General features: G+C 37.5%; 12 protein-coding genes. 9 read left to right on the top strand and 3 right to left on the bottom strand.

Annotation, left to right across the window (positions count from 1 at the left end; genetic code table 11):
* Positions 1-39 precede the first annotated feature (39 nt).
* The gene (locus L2586_RS19440; RefSeq protein WP_235294614.1) at positions 40-2,427 is read left to right on the top strand and encodes an alpha-ketoacid dehydrogenase subunit alpha/beta; all 2,388 of its coding nucleotides are present in this window, start codon (positions 40-42) and stop codon (positions 2,425-2,427) included.
* Positions 2,424-5,747, top strand: coding sequence for a methylmalonyl-CoA mutase family protein (locus L2586_RS19435; protein ID WP_235294613.1), 3,324 nt, complete (start codon positions 2,424-2,426; stop codon positions 5,745-5,747). Before L2586_RS19440 ends, L2586_RS19435 begins: the two co-directional genes overlap by 4 nt.
* 263 nt (positions 5,748-6,010) lie before the next feature.
* Here the strand turns inward: L2586_RS19435 and L2586_RS19430 are convergent, their stop codons facing one another.
* The gene (locus L2586_RS19430; protein ID WP_235294612.1) at positions 6,011-7,195 is read right to left on the bottom strand and encodes a hypothetical protein; all 1,185 of its coding nucleotides are present in this window, start codon (positions 7,193-7,195) and stop codon (positions 6,011-6,013) included.
* Positions 7,196-7,250: 55 nt separating this feature from the next.
* Complete coding sequence (locus L2586_RS19425; RefSeq protein WP_235294611.1) at positions 7,251-8,462, bottom strand: hypothetical protein; 1,212 nt, start codon at positions 8,460-8,462, stop codon at positions 7,251-7,253.
* Positions 8,463-8,488: 26 nt separating this feature from the next.
* Between L2586_RS19425 and L2586_RS19420 the strand changes: the two genes are divergently transcribed.
* The 7 genes from L2586_RS19420 to L2586_RS19390 all read left to right on the top strand — a co-directional run bounded on the left by L2586_RS19420 (position 8,489) and on the right by L2586_RS19390 (position 17,085).
* Positions 8,489-9,661, top strand: coding sequence for an aminotransferase class V-fold PLP-dependent enzyme (locus L2586_RS19420; protein WP_235294610.1), 1,173 nt, complete (start codon positions 8,489-8,491; stop codon positions 9,659-9,661).
* On the top strand, positions 9,643-11,259 hold the full coding sequence (gene pckA, locus L2586_RS19415; RefSeq protein ID WP_284283288.1) for a phosphoenolpyruvate carboxykinase (ATP): 1,617 nt from the start codon (positions 9,643-9,645) through the stop codon (positions 11,257-11,259). Before L2586_RS19420 ends, pckA begins: the two co-directional genes overlap by 19 nt.
* Positions 11,260-11,407: 148 nt before the next feature.
* Entirely contained in the window at positions 11,408-11,854 is a 447-nt protein-coding gene (locus L2586_RS19410; RefSeq protein WP_235294608.1) for a hypothetical protein, read from the top strand.
* A 209-nt stretch (positions 11,855-12,063) separates the two neighbouring features.
* Complete coding sequence (locus tag L2586_RS19405; RefSeq protein WP_235294607.1) at positions 12,064-14,919, top strand: lysozyme family protein; 2,856 nt, start codon at positions 12,064-12,066, stop codon at positions 14,917-14,919.
* 119 nt (positions 14,920-15,038) lie between these two features.
* Positions 15,039-15,494 carry a leucine-rich repeat domain-containing protein gene (locus tag L2586_RS19400; RefSeq protein WP_235294606.1) on the top strand — a complete coding sequence of 152 codons (456 nt, stop codon included), beginning with the start codon at positions 15,039-15,041 and terminating at the stop codon, positions 15,492-15,494.
* The gene (locus L2586_RS19395) at positions 15,466-16,005 is read left to right on the top strand and encodes a hypothetical protein (protein ID WP_235294605.1); all 540 of its coding nucleotides are present in this window, start codon (positions 15,466-15,468) and stop codon (positions 16,003-16,005) included. The genes L2586_RS19400 and L2586_RS19395 overlap by 29 nt, the downstream gene beginning before the upstream one ends.
* 153 nt (positions 16,006-16,158) lie before the next feature.
* Positions 16,159-17,085, top strand: a complete 927-nt coding sequence (locus L2586_RS19390; protein ID WP_235294604.1) for a hypothetical protein — start codon at positions 16,159-16,161, stop codon at positions 17,083-17,085.
* Here the strand turns inward: L2586_RS19390 and L2586_RS19385 are convergent.
* Positions 17,082-17,519: an SRPBCC family protein gene (locus L2586_RS19385; RefSeq protein WP_235294603.1), complete on the bottom strand. Its 438-nt coding sequence runs from the start codon at positions 17,517-17,519 to the stop codon at positions 17,082-17,084. The genes L2586_RS19390 and L2586_RS19385 overlap by 4 nt on opposite strands.
* Positions 17,520-17,522 lie beyond the last annotated feature (3 nt).

The raw sequence follows: 17,522 nt of genomic DNA, 5'->3' as shown, positions 1-17,522 counted from the left end.
TAGCAGCTTTAGTTCTTAACAATGATTAAAAAGAGAAACATGAAAACTAAATTGAAGTCCTTCGATGAGGACACGAACCATTTAGACATTGAAGAAGTCTTAGCGGACTTCGAACTAGCATGTGTGAGTAGAGAAATGAGTCTACTCATGAGAAAAGAAGTGCTCACAGGAAAAGCTAAGTTTGGAATTGGCGGAGCCGGAAAAGAATTGCCGCTCATTGCAGCAGCGAAAAGCTTCGAGAAAGGTGATTATTGGGCAGGATATTACAGAGACCAGACTGCTATTCTCGCGAAAGACTTACTGAATCCTAGAAAATACTTCTCCGCGCTTTATGGTGATGCTATAAATGATGAATATTCTGGCGGACGCCAAATGAATAATCACTTCGCAACCCAAATGATAGATCCTGAAGGAAATTGGCTAGATCAGTCTGAGCAATATAACGTCACTGCTCCTATGGCTTCACTGGCAAGCAATGTTCCTAGAGCATTGGGTCTTGCTTTAGCAACGAAAAGTTATCAGTCGAATGACTATTTAAGAAACCAGTCAAATTTTAGCAAACGAGGAAATGAAGTTACTTTCTGTATCGTAGGTGATGCCACCACGGCAGAAGGCGTTTTCTTTGAATCCGTTAATGCCGCTGGAATCATGCAGATCCCAATTGCCTTTATCATCCTCGACGATGGATATGGCATTTCTGTACCTACTTCTTACCAAACCACAAAGGGCGACATCTCTAAAGTGCTGAAAGGTTTCCAAGCGAATGAACATGAAAAAGGCCTTGATATTTATACCGGATTAGCTTGGGATTACAACAATCTTGTAAAGCTATTCGATAATGGAATTTCTAAAATTCGGGAAACCAATATTCCTGCTATTTTTCACATAAAGGAATGCACTCAACCACAAGGTCACTCTACTTCTGGCTCACATCAACGATACAAATCTAAGGAAAGACTACAATGGGAAGCTGAATTCGATGGACTATCTAAATTAAAATCATGGATTCTAGATACTTTTAATGTAGATCCAGATGTACTGACCAAAATAGAGAAAAGCGCAAAAGAATCCGTTAATAAGGGTAAGAATAAAGCTTGGAAAATGTACACTGAGCCTATAGCTAAAGCGAAAGCTGAACTCATCCCGATTATCGAAAACTTGGCAAGTGTATATCATCATTATGACTTCCTACCGCTTGCATTAACCAAATTAAAAAAAGAAGTATTTGCTGATAATTCCGAGTTGATCGCCTTTGCAGAACGTATCAAATTTAACTTTTCTACAAAGGACATCAAGACTGAAGCATTGGATGAATGGATTCATAATCACCACAGCTTCATAAAAGAAAATTTCAATACGCATCTTCTACATCAAGGACCAAAAAGCGCTCTTTTAGTGCCACCTATCGAGGTAGAATTTGATGAAGATGCTGAAGAAGTTCCAGGCTTCCAAATCTTAAATGCCTACTTCGACCAACTCTTTAAAAAAGATCCAAGAGTTTATGCATTTGGAGAAGATGTAGGTAAAATTGGCGATGTCAATCAAGCTTTTTCGGGCCTTCAGTTAAAGTACGGCGAAGACAGAATTTTTGATACAGGTATTAGAGAGTGGACCATCGTCGGACAAGGAATCGGGATGGCCATGCGTGGATTAAGACCCATTGCTGAAATTCAATACCTCGATTATTTACCATACGCTTTTTCACCGCTTTCAGATGACCTAGCAACACTTCACTATCGTACTAATGGAAAACAATCCGCTCCTGCGATTATCAGAACGAGAGGTCATCGACTGGAAGGAATCTGGCATTCTGGATCTCCCATGGCGATGCTTCTAGGTGCGATGCGTGGAATTCATGTTCTGGTACCAAGGAATATGACTCAAGCGGCTGGCATGTATAATACTTTGCTAAAATCAGTAGATCCTGCAATCATCGTAGAATGTCTGAATGGCTACCGAGTGAAAGAAAAAATGCCTTCTAACATAGGTGAGTATTGCATTTCTTTAGGTGTTCCAGAAATCTTAATTCCAGGTGAAGAAGTAACAGTAGTTAGTTATGGATCCACCTTAAGGTTAGTGGAAAGAGCTTGTTTGCGGTTGCAAGAATTCGGAATCAGCCCTGAATTAATAGATGTACAGACTTTACTTCCGTTTGACTTAGAACATGTCATAGGTGCTTCAATTAAGAAGACGAACCGCGTAATTTTCATCGACGAAGATTTGCCTGGAGGAGCCACTGCCTTTATGATGCAAGAGGTGATCGAAAAGCAAAAAGCTTACTATCATCTAGATAGACCACCAGCGACATTGACTGCTAAAGCGCACCGACCAGCCTATGGTAATGACGGTGATTATGCTTCTAAACCTAACGAAGAGGAAATTTTTAAAGCCATTTATAATCTGGTAAGAGAGAAAGAGAACATATGAAGACAGTAAAACCATATCAATCCAAAAACAAGATCAGAATATTAACAGCTGGATCTTTATTTGATGGTCATGATGTTGCCATCAATATCATGAGGAGAATCCTGCAAAAATCAGGTGCGGAGGTTATACATTTAGGTCACAACAGGTCAGTAGGCGAAATCGTCGATGCAGCCATCCAAGAAGACGTCCAAGGAATTGCGCTCACTTCTTACCAAGGTGGTCATATTGAATATTTCAAATATGCTTTCGACCTGCTACAAGATAAGGGAGCTTCACAAATTAAAATATTTGGTGGCGGTGGTGGAACAATCCTACCTGAAGAAATTAAAGAATTACAGGATTATGGAATCACGCGAATTTATTCCCCTGATGATGGACGAGCATTGGGTTTGCAAGGGATGATTAATGATCTTTTAGGTCAATGTGATTTTGCTCATGAACCTGTAAAGTCTATTCCAGAAAATATTGCTATTTCTGATTCATCACTCATCGCCTCTTTAATCACTACTGCTGAAAACTACCCTGACAAATCAGTGGATTGGATAAAAGAATGGTCAGGAATTGAGGGCAGTCCAGTCCTAGGAATTACAGGAACTGGAGGTGCAGGGAAGTCCAGTTTAGTAGATGAACTTGTGCTCAGATATACCAGAATGTTTCCAGACAAGACGCTGGGCATTATATCCGTGGATCCCTCTAAGAGGAAGACAGGTGGCGCCTTGTTAGGTGATCGGATTCGCATGAATGCTATCGATCACCCGAATGTTTTCATGCGTTCTTTAGCGACTAGACAATACAATCTTGCACTTTCGAAGCACATCAGCAGTGTTATTGCGATATATAAAAAGGCAAAATTTGACCTCATCATTCTTGAAACTTCTGGAATAGGACAGTCCGACAGTGAAATTGTAGATCATGCAGACTTTTCCGTCTATGTGATGACACCAGAGTTCGGTGCTGCGACGCAACTCGAGAAAATTGACATGTTAGATTTTGCTAACCTCATCGTCTTGAATAAATTTGACAAGAGAGGTTCTCTCGATGCGCTTAGAGATGTTAAGAAACAATACCAGCGAAACAACGATCTATGGGATAAGGATCTTGATGAAATGCCAGTCATCGGAACCATTGCATCACAGTTTAATGATCCAGGAACCAATTCCTTTTTCAACAAACTAATTACGATTCTGTATCCTTCTGAAGAACTTGAAAACATTGACCTAAAAGAAAGCGAAAAGCACGTAATCATTCCAGGGGCGCGTGTCAGATACCTCAGTGAAATATCAGAAACCATTAGGCAATATGATGAAAATGCAGAACAACAAGCCAAATTAGCCAGTGATTTCCAAAGCCTTGAAGTCGCTTCTGCTTATGTGGAAAGTGAAGACTTAGCTCGTAAAAAGGAAGAGATCAAAGAACAAATCATTCCCAACAATCTAAAAATCCTCGAAGCATGGCCAGATACAAAAGCAGCTTATCGAGAGGAGTTTTTCAGTTTCAAAGTTCGAGGCAAGGAGATTAAAATCAATAATTTCACAACCTCTCTTTCTAAAAACCAGATTCCTAAAATCGCTTTACCGAAGTATTCGAACTGGGGTGATTTATTAAAATGGTTACTCCAAGAAAATGTACCTGGTCAATTTCCATTTACTGCTGGTGTTTTTCCGTTTAAAAGAGAAGGTGAAGATCCGACGAGAATGTTTGCTGGTGAAGGTGGACCAGAGAGAACGAATAAACGATTTCACTATCTTTCACTAGGAAGTGAGACAAAGCGATTATCCACGGCATTCGACTCAGTTACCTTGTATGGTGAAGATCCAGACATGCGACCAGACATATATGGAAAAATAGGTAATTCTGGTGTGAGTATTTGTTCGCTAAATGATGCGAAGAAGCTTTATTCAGGATTTGACTTGTGCGATCCGAAGACTTCCGTTTCCATGACGATTAATGGGCCTGCGGCGATCATCTGTGCATATTTCATGAATGCAGCGATAGATCAACAGTGTGAAAAATACATTATTGAACATGGATTACAAGAAAAAGTAGAATCCGTATTTAAGAAAAAGTACGATAATCGTGGTTTGGCTAGACCGCAATACCATGGAGATTTACCAGAAGGAAATAATGGTTTAGGATTAATGTTATTAGGGTTAACGGGCGATGAAATTCTAGAAGAAAGCATCTACGATGACCTAAAAGGTAAAGCGTTAAAGTCCGTTCGAGGAACAGTTCAGGCAGATATTCTAAAAGAAGATCAAGCGCAGAATACTTGTATATTTTCCACGGAATTTTCATTGAAATTGATGGGTGATATGCAAGCACATTTCATCACCAACCAAGTTCGAAATTTCTACAGCGTTTCTATCTCTGGTTATCACATTGCTGAAGCTGGAGCGAATCCGATTAGCCAATTAGCATTTACCTTATCGAATGGATTTACTTTCGTAGAATACTACTTATCCAGAGGAATGAAAATTGATGAATTCGCACCGAATCTTTCCTTTTTCTTTTCCAATGGAATCGATCCAGAATATGCGGTGATCGGTCGGGTGGCTAGAAGAATTTGGGCCAAGGCGATGAAATATAAATATGGTGCGAATGAAAGATCACAAAAACTAAAATATCACATTCAAACTTCAGGTAGATCGCTGCATGCGCAGGAAATTGCATTCAATGATATTAGAACTACCCTTCAAGCCTTGTATGCAATCTATGATAATTGCAATTCACTTCACACGAATGCTTATGACGAAGCCATCACAACGCCGACGGAAGAATCTGTCCGAAGAGCAGTTGCTATTCAGATGATTATCAATAAGGAACTGGGATTAGCCAAGAATGAAAATCCACTTCAGGGTTCTTTCATCATTGAGGATTTAACCGATTTAGTGGAAGAGGCGGTGTTGTTAGAATTTGATCGGATAACCGAAAGAGGTGGAGTATTAGGAGCGATGGAAACCATGTATCAGCGCGGAAAAATACAAGAAGAAAGTATGCATTATGAAATGCTGAAGCATACTGGCGAATATCCGATTATTGGTGTGAATACTTTTCTGGGAAAGGATGGTTCTAAGACTATTTTACCAAAGGAGGTGATTAGAGCGACTGTAGAAGAAAAGAATTTGCAAGTTGAAAATCTCGAAGGTATGAAGTTGGTTAATCCAGATCGAATTATTAATGCCATAGAAGATGTTAAGCAGGTTTCCTTATCGAATGGTAATATATTCAATGCCCTAATGGAGGCAACTAAGGTTTGTTCTTTAGGTCAATTAACGACAGGACTTTATCAAGTAGGTGGAAAGTATCGGAGGAATATGTAGGGTTACAGCATGCAGTTATTTTGGACCTTTAAACTAGATGTAAGAGCAGGGACAGTTAAGCCGAAATAGTGAAGAAATAGCTAACAAAAAAAATTGAGATTCGGACCTGTCCAGTTTTAGATGGAAGCCTAGCATAGATGTACAGCGATGGTAAGGATTGAAAAGCTGAATGTTCCTATATAAAATGGCTAAGCAGTCTCTTCATTTCATTCCCAGCTTACCTATTCATTTTCTAAACTGGAATGTAAATATTAGGGTCTACCTTATTCCGAACTTTTCTGTCTATTCAGATTGTACTTCACTAACAATCCGATGCCTTGCTGTTCAGTTTGGTATTCTGTTTTATGAAGAAAATCCTTTAGAGTCGAAAAAGATAGTTCAATCGTGATCTTTGATGTAGGATTATATCCCATTCCAATATTATAATTGAAACAAGTATTTATTTTATAAGTGTTATCCTCAGGAAACGATATCGTTCCATTAATTGGAAAATTTAAAGAAATTGCTGGAAAAATATAAAAAACTGGCCTCGAATTTATGAAAACTCGGTTTCTAACGCCAAAATTAAGTTCTATTGTATTATAAGAAATATTCATAGTCCCAACAGATTTTGGTATTATTCTACTTGAATATTCAATTTCTTTTTCACCTGAATATCTATGAAAATAACTTCCAAAATATAAGCTCCATCTATTGTTCTTAAAGGGTAAGATTAACTCACTTTCAAGTCCCATAAGAAAAGTAAATTCATATGGAACACTACCCGAGTAATAGTTTGCAAATTCCTTTATTTCATTGTTCAAATATCGGGTACCACCAACAGCATAAAACTGTATTTTCTGATTCACCTTATCTTCTCCAAAAGTAATGTAATCTGTCTGGTTCTTTTCATTCAGCTCCTTAAATATTCTGAATAGACTTCTCTCATTATATTGAATTCTGCCCATCTCTGAATCACTCATAGATCCATTCACAGAAAGGTTCTTAATCTGTTGTTGAAACTCTTTATTTTGGCCAATTTGATCTGAGGATTTATAATATTTTTTATAGATTAGTTGTATGGGAGCTTTGCCCGTTTCTTTATAGAAGTATCTAAAATATTGATTGCTCTCATACTTAAGCAAACTGATAGAACCTTCGATTACCACACTTAAGAACAAAGTGTCTTTTTCGAATATTGGATTTCTTTTATTAGACATCCCTACTCTGCTACTCAATGATCTATCAATATCCACAATATGTTTCTGAAATTTTGATTGCCCCTCTATTCCATATTCTATAGCATCATTTATCCCTAATTCAACATTTAGACTTTCTGGACTGGATTTGAAATAAAAAACTGAAGGATGATCACTCCAGTCAGAATTAGAAATCAATCCTTCGACTTTCTCTCCAGTTGTATTAACGTAGTAACCTTGTTTAAAATTAATTTGCCCAAAGACTGACAATGAAAAGAATAAAAAACATAGGTGTATTAAAGTCTTTTTAAACATAATTTTTCCTCTACAATTGATATTTCAATAATAATCCAACACCTTGCTGTTCAGTATCCCAAAAAGTATAGCTATTTAAGTAATTTCTCGGTGTTGCATAAGAAATTTCTATTGTAAAACTAGGCACTATATTGCATCCAATCCCTACGTTATAATTAAGACTCGTATTTGGTTCTAAATCAATATAATCCAAGATTTCAAATTTTCGCTGCATCGCAATATTAAGAGAACCTGCACCGAAAAAGTAATATTTCGGTTTTGAGTTTGCAAAAAAACGTTGTCTAAAACCCAAGTTCAACTCCAAAGTGTTGTACTTAATATCTAAAATCCCTTGCGATTGAGGAATCTTTTGACTTACAAAATCAATATCTCTCATGCCTGAAAGATTATGATAATAGAGCCCCATATAAACGCTCCAAGTATCCTTTCTAAATGGCAAAACAATCTTTACCTCTCCTCCTAAGAGGTAACTTAAACTTGCAGCAGCTGTACCTTTAAAATTTGAAGACGAATTCTTAATCTCATTGTTCAAATATCGACTCCCAACCACAAATGAATATATTGGAATGAGATGCACACGCTCAGAACTATATGATGTGTATTCGGCCCCTTGTCCTACATTGATATCCTTGAATACCTGGACCAAACTTTTCTCCGTGTACTTCAGACTATTCACTTTACTAGCACTCATAAATGTCTGGCCAGCTAAATTTTTAATCTGCTGCTGAAAATCTACATTCTCCGCGATTCTATCAGAAGTCTTGTAATACTTTTTATAAATTAATTGAACTGGTACATTCTTGCCTTCCCTGTAAAAAAACCTAACATATTGATTGCTTTCATATTTCAGCAAGCCAATGTTACTGTCTACCAGAATTTTTAAAAATAGCGTTTCTTCTTTGTAATTCGGGTTTCTTTCAGATGACAACCCTGTCCTATTATTCAGCGACTGATCTACTTTAACTACATGTCGTTGATAAGCTGAAAATCCATCTACTCCATATTCTAAAGCATCTTCTATGCTGATTTCCACATCATCACCCTCAGCTGTTTCCTTAAAATTGAAAGAAGTAGGATTATTCTTCCAATCAATATTCAAAATATACCCTTCTATTTTTTCTCCAGATTCTTTGATATAGTATCCTGGTTCAAATTTCACTTGACCAATAACAACAATTGAAAATAATAAAAAGCATATTTGTAGTAAACCTTTCTTTAACATATGTATTGTACAATTAAATCTTTATTATGGATATCGACAAAATAAGGAAAGATACTTTGAACTGCGAAAACATTATTCACTTTAACAACGCAGGCGCATCTTTACCTCCTAGAATCGTAAATCAGGCTATTAAAGCTTTTCTCACAGAAGAAGAATATGTAGGCGGATACGAAATGGCAGCCAAACACACTGAAGATATTAATGGAATATATACTGAGATTGCAAAGCTTATTAGGTCTGAAGTTGACGAAATCGCTATAACGGATAATGCTTCCACTGCTTTTTCTAAAGCACTTTATGCGATCCCTTTCTCCCCAGATGATGAAATTATTACAAGCGAAATAGAATACAGCAATAACTTTTTGAACTACCTTAAGTTGAAAAATGACAAAGGCGTTCAGATCATAACTATTCCAGGCAACGACCAAGGTCCAGTGGACATTGAATTGTTAAAAAAATCACTGAGCAAGAAAACAAAATTAGTCTCTATAACGCACATGCCAACAAGTTCGGGTGCTATTGCTCCTGTCGCAGAGATCGGAGAAATCACCAAGAACCATGGTGCTTTTTACATGATAGATAGTTGCCAGTCTATAGGTCAATATCCGACTTATGTCGATGAAGTTCACTGCGATTTCCTTACTGCAACAAGTAGAAAATATCTTCGAGGTCCTAGAGGAATGGGCTTTTTATATGCCAATAAAAACATATACCCCAAACTAGATCCCTACATGCTTGAGGCCATTGGGGCCAATTGGGAATCTGAACAAAAATACGAACTCAATTATACCTCTAAGATGTTTGAATGCTTTGAAAAACCATATGCAACAATGATGGGTTTCCAAGAAGCCATTCGATATGCTAATGAATTAGGAATTGAAAACATTTGGAAGCGAATTAAATCATTAGCGGAGTTTGCAAGAGAAAAATTCCGAAATATAGAAGGTGTAACGATTCAAGATGGGCCAGGTCATGAATGGAGTGGAATTATAACATTGACCTCTAATAAAAACACCTCCGAAGAGATTCATCAACACTTACAAGCGCACAAAGTAAACAGTTCTATCTGTCTGCCTTTCACATCTTTATCTGATATGAACAATAAAAATATTGATTCCAGCAATAGATTATCATTACATTATTACAATACCAAAGAAGAAATAGAAAGAGTAGCACATATATTGCAGAATTTAAAGTAAAAAAATACCTTTGCACTCGAAAGAAAAAGAAACTAATGACAAGAATTAAAAACAACTTGTTCCCAGCCGCATTGGTGGAAGAATCCATCAAAAAGGATCAAGGAAAATTAAGTAGTTCTGGTGCACTCGTCGTTAATACGGGTAAGTTCACTGGACGGTCCCCAAAGGACAGATTCATCGTTAAAGATGAGATTACAACTGATGTTGTAGATTGGGGTGAAATTAACATCCCTATCTCTGAAAAGCACTACGACGAGTTATTCGAAAAAACCATGAAATACATGGATGGACTCGATGCAATCTACACGAGAGATGCTCACGCGTGCGCTAATCCGAATTACAAGCTAAAGGTTAGAGTTCATGCTGAATTTCCATGGCAATCTATGTTTGCATACAATATGTTTCTTAGGCCAAGTACCAAGGAATTAATTGGATTTCAAGCAGACTGGAATGTCTATGCATTTCCAGGAGTAGAAGCCGATCCGAAAGTGAATGGTACACGTCAGAATAATTATTCTATCATTAATTTCACAAAGCGAGTCATCATCATTGGTGGCACTGCTTACACAGGTGAAATTAAAAAAGGGATTTTTTCTGCGTTGAATTTTATATTACCAGTGGAGCATAATGTTCTTCCGATGCACTGTTCTGCGAATGTAGGGACACAAGGAGATACGGCATTATTTTTCGGTCTTTCTGGAACTGGGAAAACGACGCTTTCGAATGATCCTGATCGACGATTAATCGGAGATGATGAACACGGATGGTCTAATTCTTCTGTTTTCAATTTTGAAGGTGGATGTTATGCGAAAACCATCGATTTATCTGCTTCTAAGGAACCACAAATCTGGAGTGCTATAAAATTCGGAGCATTGCTGGAGAATGTGGGTTTCAAAGAAGATGGAAGAACGGTCGATTATGAAGATGTGTCTCTCACCCAGAATACAAGGGTAAGTTATCCGATCTATCACATCGATAACATTATGTACAATTCAAGAGGTGACCTTCCTGAAAATATATTCTTCTTAACCTGTGATGCTTTCGGTGTATTGCCTCCGATTTCCAAGTTAACGAAGGAGCAAGCGATGTATCATTTTATTAGTGGTTACACCGCAAAGATCGCTGGAACAGAAGAAGGAATTGTGGAACCACAAGCAACATTCTCTGCTTGTTTTGGCGCACCTTTCTTACCACTGCATCCAACAAAATATGCTGATTTACTAGGAGCGAAAATTGAAAAAGGGACAGATTCTGGTGAAGGAACGATCGACGTATGGTTGATTAATACCGGCTGGACAGGTGGCCCTTATGGAGAAGGCTCTAGAATGGAATTAGCATTTACAAGGTCTATGATTAAAGCTGCATTAACTGGAAAATTAGTAAGTGTAGAATATCAAACGATGCCTATTTTTAATTTGCAGATTCCGAAGACTTGCCCGGATGTTCCGAATGCGATTCTGAACCCAAGAGATACTTGGAGAAATGAGGAAGAATTTGACAAACAAGCCAAGAACTTAGCGGCGAGATTTGAAAAGAATTTTCAGAAATATGCAGCTCAAGCCAGTAAAGAAATTGTAGCTGCTGGACCAGAAATATAATTTCGAGAATTAAAGTAGAAAAACCATAGCGTTGCAATTAGATTTGCAGCGCTATTTTTAGATTAACGATAGCTATACCATTATAAATAGCTTAGCACTAAATCGAACAAAAAATATGTATCCTATCTTTCTTAAATAAAAACGAAAGATGAAATACATATTATCAATACTAATCTCGCTTACACTCTTAACTGCAAATGCTCAAAGGAGTTCTGGTGATGTGGGAATCGGATTACAGTTTGGTGAACCTTCGGGACTTTCCTTAAACTTTTATAGAAATGCAGGTCCAACGGTGGATATTCTTGCTGCTTGGGATCTAGATAAGTTTTTCTATGTCAATGCTCATGCTCTTTATTACAAACACATTGGTGGTTCTGAATATTTGCATTTCATATATGGACCAGGTGCTTTTGTAGGAATTATTGATAATAAAGAACTCAAGGATGCCATAGATCTAGGAATCAGTGCAACAGGAGGTCTAAGTATGGTTTACCGACAACTCGAAATTTACTTAAGAGTTACACCTAGGTTAGCGCTTTTAGATAAAACGAACGTGGATCTTGGTGGTGGATTAGGAGTCAGATTGTACTTTTAATATTACAATTAATGTTCTACTGAAGAAATCAAACACGGAATTCGATAAATTTTAGCATTATATTTATAAAAAAAACGCAACACGTCCGTTTTGTTGAACATTGAATATTAATGAGTTATCTGAGCTCAGTAAATTATGACAAGCTCTTCTTTATAGAACTTAACATTTATCGCATTGACAATAAAGTTTAAATATCCTATTTTACCACAATGAAATTTAGGGGTAGTAGAAACTTTATCAAATCCTCTTCGCCTAATGGTGAATCTGAGGAAGCCGAAAATCAAGATGAATTACAAATGGCGCCGCCTGTTCTTCAGCTTAAAGCTGAAAACGAAGGCAGCCAATCTAATGGTGAGGCAGATGCACCATTCCAATTAAATGAACCTCAAGTAGCAGGCGCTAAACAAGAGTCTGAACAAGAAAAAACAGCTGCGAATCCAGAAGGCGATAGTCCAGAAAAAGAAACTTACGAGATTTCTAAAGGCTTTATGCAATTAGGAATAGAAGGTTTTATGGATGGTGGAAAACACGATGTCCGAAGACCACACATGCCTGAGAATCTCGCAGTTTTCAAACCTGCAACAGATGCTGAAAAAGCAAATGGCAACGTTGCTAAGTACAATAAAGATGAAAATGACCGATTCGTGAAACGGTCATCTGGAACCTATGTAAGAAGTGCCAAAAGATCTATTTACAATAATTCTGCTTACACCGAAACCCTACCCTCAGGACATGTCTTAGGAACTTATCCTAATAACTCAGGTCTAACAATTGGATACGGATATGATATGGGAAGTAGAGTGAAAGCAGATGTACGAACAAGATTAATCAATGCTGGATTTCCGGAGGCAGATGCTGAAAGCTTATCTGATGCTGCTGGTCTTAAAGGGGTAAAAGCCGCTGAGATGACCTCTAAACTTCGGAACACTGGGATGATGATTACGAAGGAACAGGCATTAAAATTATTAGACCTTACCATTCCAGAATATGAAAGTGGAATCGACATGGATAAATTCCATCCTGCAGTCGTAGAAGTAATGGTTTACTTGAACTATTGGCGTGGTGCAGGAGGTGCGCGTAAGTATAATAAGGAAATAGCTGAAGCTTGTGAAGGCAAGTCAAAATCCGCACAAATAAAAGCGACGAAGGATGTTGTAGCGCTACATTCTGGAGGAGATAAAAAAGATAAAAATTGGACAGAACAAGTTTTCACTCGTTTTGGAAAGATACTTGGAGAACTTGTAGAACAGCAAGATGCAGGGAAAGAAATTGTCGTTTCAGACGATGTAAAAACAAAGGATGAAATGCTTGCAGATAGTGATCAAACTGGTGAACTATTAAAAGAATCAGTAGGTGTAGATCTTGATACACATCTTGCTAAAGAAAGACTTATTTCTACCAACGTAGGATACGGAGCACCAAATAAGAAATCAGATGTTGATAAAGTAATGGCGAGACTCGTGCTTAACGGTACGATTACGCCTGATGAATATGCAGCTGTTATGCAGTCACTTGATGAAACAACCATTGGTGATTATGTGAAAAAATTTCAATTGACATACTGGAAAGGTGCTGATGGTTTAGTCGAAGTAGGTGGTGGAACTGAAACGCGATTAATCGCAATTAAAGCACCAGCAAAAGAAACCCCAGACCAAGAGCCAGAACAAGAACAAGGTGGTGAAACAGAAGAAGGAGCTACGGAAGAAAAAGCGGGATTGAATGAGATATATGAGATGTATGATAATGGAGACATTGACCTAAAGAAAATGGCTGAAATGGTTAAGCCTTTCTGTGCTACTCATCCAAATTCAGTACTCAACCTTTTCTCGAAATTATACTGGTACCAGCGGGACAACCTCGCATGCAGTTTAGTTGACCAATCTTCTGATAACGAATTGAATGAATTTGATGTTCAAGTGTTAGAAAAGATGAGCTCTGAACTTGGTGGTTATCTAAACTCAACAAAACGAGGAGGAAACCTTAAAGCAAAAGAACGTGTAGATGCAATTTTAGACATAAAGTCGGCACCAGAAAAGGTACCTGACAATGATGGCGACCTTGATGAAAAGGAAGAAGAAAAAGTGGAGGACCAATACACGATATTTGACGGCAACGCTATCATTAGAGATAGTAATGGCGATCCGAAATCTGGTAAACCAACCATTACGAAGTGGACTAAAGTAACCCTTCTAGAAACTAAGGAAGTCCTGCCAACAGGAAAGACGAATAAGATCAATATTGGAAAAGTAAAATACGAGCAAAGCGGAGGTACAATAGAGAACTGGACGAGTATGGGAAATCTATACGCTCAGTTTTGGAATCCATCGGATCATGCTGATCAATATGAAAAGGATGGAGGTGAGGACTATTCAGATGTTATGCAGCGGGTAGATCCAGAAGCTTCTAGGGCTGCTACTATAATGAGTGGTTCCGGAGTCAAAGCAGTAGTGGACCAATTTTTCCCTAATTCAACAAATGTAGCAGATTTAGGAACTACATTTGGTTCTAATCTGCAAAGTTTCATGGATTTCTTAGGAGAGAATGGTATGTCTACGTCTATCACTGCTGGATTACGGCATCCACTTAGATCTATGGTTTTCGATTCGGCAATCAGAGCTTCTAAAGGATCAGAAGATCAACTCCAGAGAGCCCAAGCCCAAAGTATAAGATATGGATTACCTGTGGACTGGATTCATTATAAGGAAGATGGAACCATAGATGTTGCTAAGTCTAAATCCCAAGCCGATATCGTTAGAGGTGAGTTTAGAATTGGAACTCGGGCGGCAAGAGGTGTAAAAGATGAAATGGGTGGAAGTCTAAGTAAGCATAACTTAGGAAATGCGGTCGATATGAACATTAGCTTTAATTTTACTGAAAAAGTAGTTCAGAAAAATGGCAATAATTATACGATTAATGCTGCAGCTGAAACACCATCTTCTACAAGTGATGGTGCCTTCTTGAAAAATTGTGGTTCTAAACCTTTAGCTAAATTGGGTCTTGAAGAATTTAACGTCACTAGGATTCTAGATGATGATGCGATTCACTGGTCACCTACAGGAAGATAATGAAAACAACTTTCCTTTTACTATGTCTTTTATTGCCAATGTTATCTTGTAAATCTGATAAATCAACCGTGGAAATGAATGCAAACTCAGAGCTTGTCTTTTCGGAGGACATATGCCTCATGATTAATACTAAAAGTAATCTCAATTACATTAAGACTTTAGTTTTAGATACTAAAGTGACATGTGAAGACCTACGAAAATTATGTGACTTAAGCTTTTTCCAAAACTTAGAGTACTTGCTATTTTACAACTTAGAATGTAAGGAGATTCCAGATAATTTCACCATGTTAACAAAGCTTGAAAAACTCATTGTGAATTCTTCAGATCTCGATCATCTACCTACAGAAATATTAAGTTTGCCTTCACTTAAGCACTTACAGTTTGATGTAATGGATTACCAGACATACGAAGGTGAAATTCCTGCAAGTTGTAAGATAGAAGAAATCGAATTTCAGTCCACTCCTGTAAAAGATTTAGGCAATTTGGTCAATATTTCAACATTAAAATCAGTTGGTATAGAAGATCCATCATCTTTAAATAATACAAATGAGAATATTAACTTGGTTGTGCATTAGTATTTTTTTCACCGCCTCTTGTAATTCACAAACAACTGCTCCATCGACTTCGGCTGTTGAAACTTCTAAAAAAGAAAATCCGCTTTCTGTGAAAATAGAATCATTTTATAAGTTATTTGATGTACTTCCTGATAAGGAAATGACTTGTGACGATTTGATGAGTAAAACTTCTCTAGGAAAAGATGCGGTAATAGAATACATAAGCACTGATGTCAGAGATTGGACTGAGGATGAATGGTCTGAAATATCTTTCAATGCGGTAATGGCTGAGAAAAAAGATAATTACTACTTAATCGTAGTAGAAAAAGAAGGGCCTAGAAATTCACAAATCTATTTCAACACCTATGATCAATATGGAATGAGAAATTCTTCGATATTGGTTTGTGAGGATGGGCCTAACGGAGATATTAAATCAAGAATAGGAAAAGATCGGAGTATATTTCGAATGGGTGATGACGGTGTTGCAACTTATAAGCTTAATGCACGAGGTGTTTATGTCAAAGGCCAGTAGAGATCATGTTTTTTTTTAGATCATGTTCTTACTCTATAATGTAAAAGTCTAAGGTTGCTCTTGCCTCGTTCTACAGTGGTAATGTCCAAAGCAAGATTGGTTTGCTATAAATCCGATAATATTACTGGCTCATTTATTGCTTGATCTTAAGTAATGAAATTTCAACTTTTAATAGGTTTACTCTTGCTTTTAGGTAGTGCCAATGCTCAAAAAGTAATTAACGTTCGATATCCCGTACCTTCGAATGAAGTCGAACTTATTCCTGGAATTTCAGTTCCTGCAATCGAGCCAGGATACACACTTTGGTTACCGAATGGCAAGGAAACCAAGGGAATGATCATCATCCCATTCCAAAGAAGAGACAGCCTCTATCAAGATAATCTGATTAAATATGCTTTAAGAAGCAAGCTTGCTTTAATGTATACTACAACAGATAATCCTCTTGAATTTCTTTTTTCAGATCACAAATCGAAAGCACTCGCTGACGATATATTGAAGGTTTGCGATAATTTTAAAATTCCGAAAAATAACTTATTCTTTTACGGAATTGCGCTTTCAGGGACAAGAGCTCTAAAATTGACCATATTCATCATGCAAAACAAAGCCTACGAAGATCTAAAACCTAGAGCAATTGCCATCAGTGATTCACCACTAGACATGAATAGATTTTATAAATTGTTGGACAAACCTATTGAAATTCCACTTGATCAATTGACAATTAAGGAACAACACGTCACTAAGAAATATCTAGTTCAAGAATTAGATGGCAGTCCGACCACCAGTAAAGCTAGGTATAACAGTTATTCACCTTACACTAAAACGGTAAGAAATGGAGGAAACGCGGCATACTTCACGAGGCTTCCCCTTCGAGCTTATGTACGTAGTAATGTGAACTGGGCAAGTGATCATGCTGGAGGATTCGATTACGATCTTTCTGAATTCGTACACCAACTTGAATTACTGGGGAGTACAAAAGCCACAATAGTAGAAGTAGAACCTGGTAAAAATAGCCTTACAGCGCAGAGTGGAATAGACGAAAGAGAACTCGTAAGATGGTTTTCTGATCAGTGCCAATTTTAAGCCCTATCTACAAAAGGAATAATACTACCTTTCTCCACATAATTTTTTAGACCATTGAGCAACATCGCCCAGCAATAAGATGAATGCTTGAAGTGATCATTCTCTGTTTCCCAACCTTCATGCGAAAAATTCAGCCATAACTTTCCCTTTTTCTCCACTAATTCATACTTGAAAGATGTTGTAGCCCAATCTTCATCTGATTTGATCATGCTTAACTCAAATGTATTATAAGGATCGAAATACACGACTTTAGCAAGCCAATCGTATTCTTCGGAGAAAAAGAGTCGATAGACCCCACCCAATTTAACTTCACCACTACACTTCAGTGGCCACCAATTCACAAGGTGATTGGGATCAGAAATTGCTTCAAAGACATCTTTCTTACTGCCATTGATCACTAGATTGTGATATATCGTAAATGATTTTGCTTTCATAAT

The organism is Portibacter lacus (assembly GCF_021533215.1).
GTDB classification, from domain to species: Bacteria; Bacteroidota; Bacteroidia; order Chitinophagales; family Saprospiraceae; genus Portibacter; species Portibacter lacus.
Note: the sequence above shows the minus strand (reverse complement) of the source record. Positions and strands in the feature narration are given on the sequence as shown.

Bases quoted from the DNA above. Each gene is read 5' to 3' on its own strand.
- L2586_RS19440 (WP_235294614.1), top strand. From the start codon at position 40: ATGAAAACTAAATTGAAGTCCTTCGATGAGGACACGAACCATTTAGAC.
- L2586_RS19435 (WP_235294613.1), top strand. From the start codon at position 2,424: ATGAAGACAGTAAAACCATATCAATCCAAAAACAAGATCAGAATATTA.
- L2586_RS19425 (WP_235294611.1), bottom strand. From the start codon at position 8,462: ATGTTAAAGAAAGGTTTACTACAAATATGCTTTTTATTATTTTCAATT.
- L2586_RS19420 (WP_235294610.1), top strand. From the start codon at position 8,489: ATGGATATCGACAAAATAAGGAAAGATACTTTGAACTGCGAAAACATT.
- L2586_RS19410 (WP_235294608.1), top strand. From the start codon at position 11,408: ATGAAATACATATTATCAATACTAATCTCGCTTACACTCTTAACTGCA.
- L2586_RS19405 (WP_235294607.1), top strand. From the start codon at position 12,064: ATGAAATTTAGGGGTAGTAGAAACTTTATCAAATCCTCTTCGCCTAAT.
- L2586_RS19400 (WP_235294606.1), top strand. From the start codon at position 15,039: ATGATTAATACTAAAAGTAATCTCAATTACATTAAGACTTTAGTTTTA.
- L2586_RS19395 (WP_235294605.1), top strand. From the start codon at position 15,466: ATGAGAATATTAACTTGGTTGTGCATTAGTATTTTTTTCACCGCCTCT.
- L2586_RS19390 (WP_235294604.1), top strand. From the start codon at position 16,159: ATGAAATTTCAACTTTTAATAGGTTTACTCTTGCTTTTAGGTAGTGCC.
- L2586_RS19385 (WP_235294603.1), bottom strand. From the start codon at position 17,519: ATGAAAGCAAAATCATTTACGATATATCACAATCTAGTGATCAATGGC.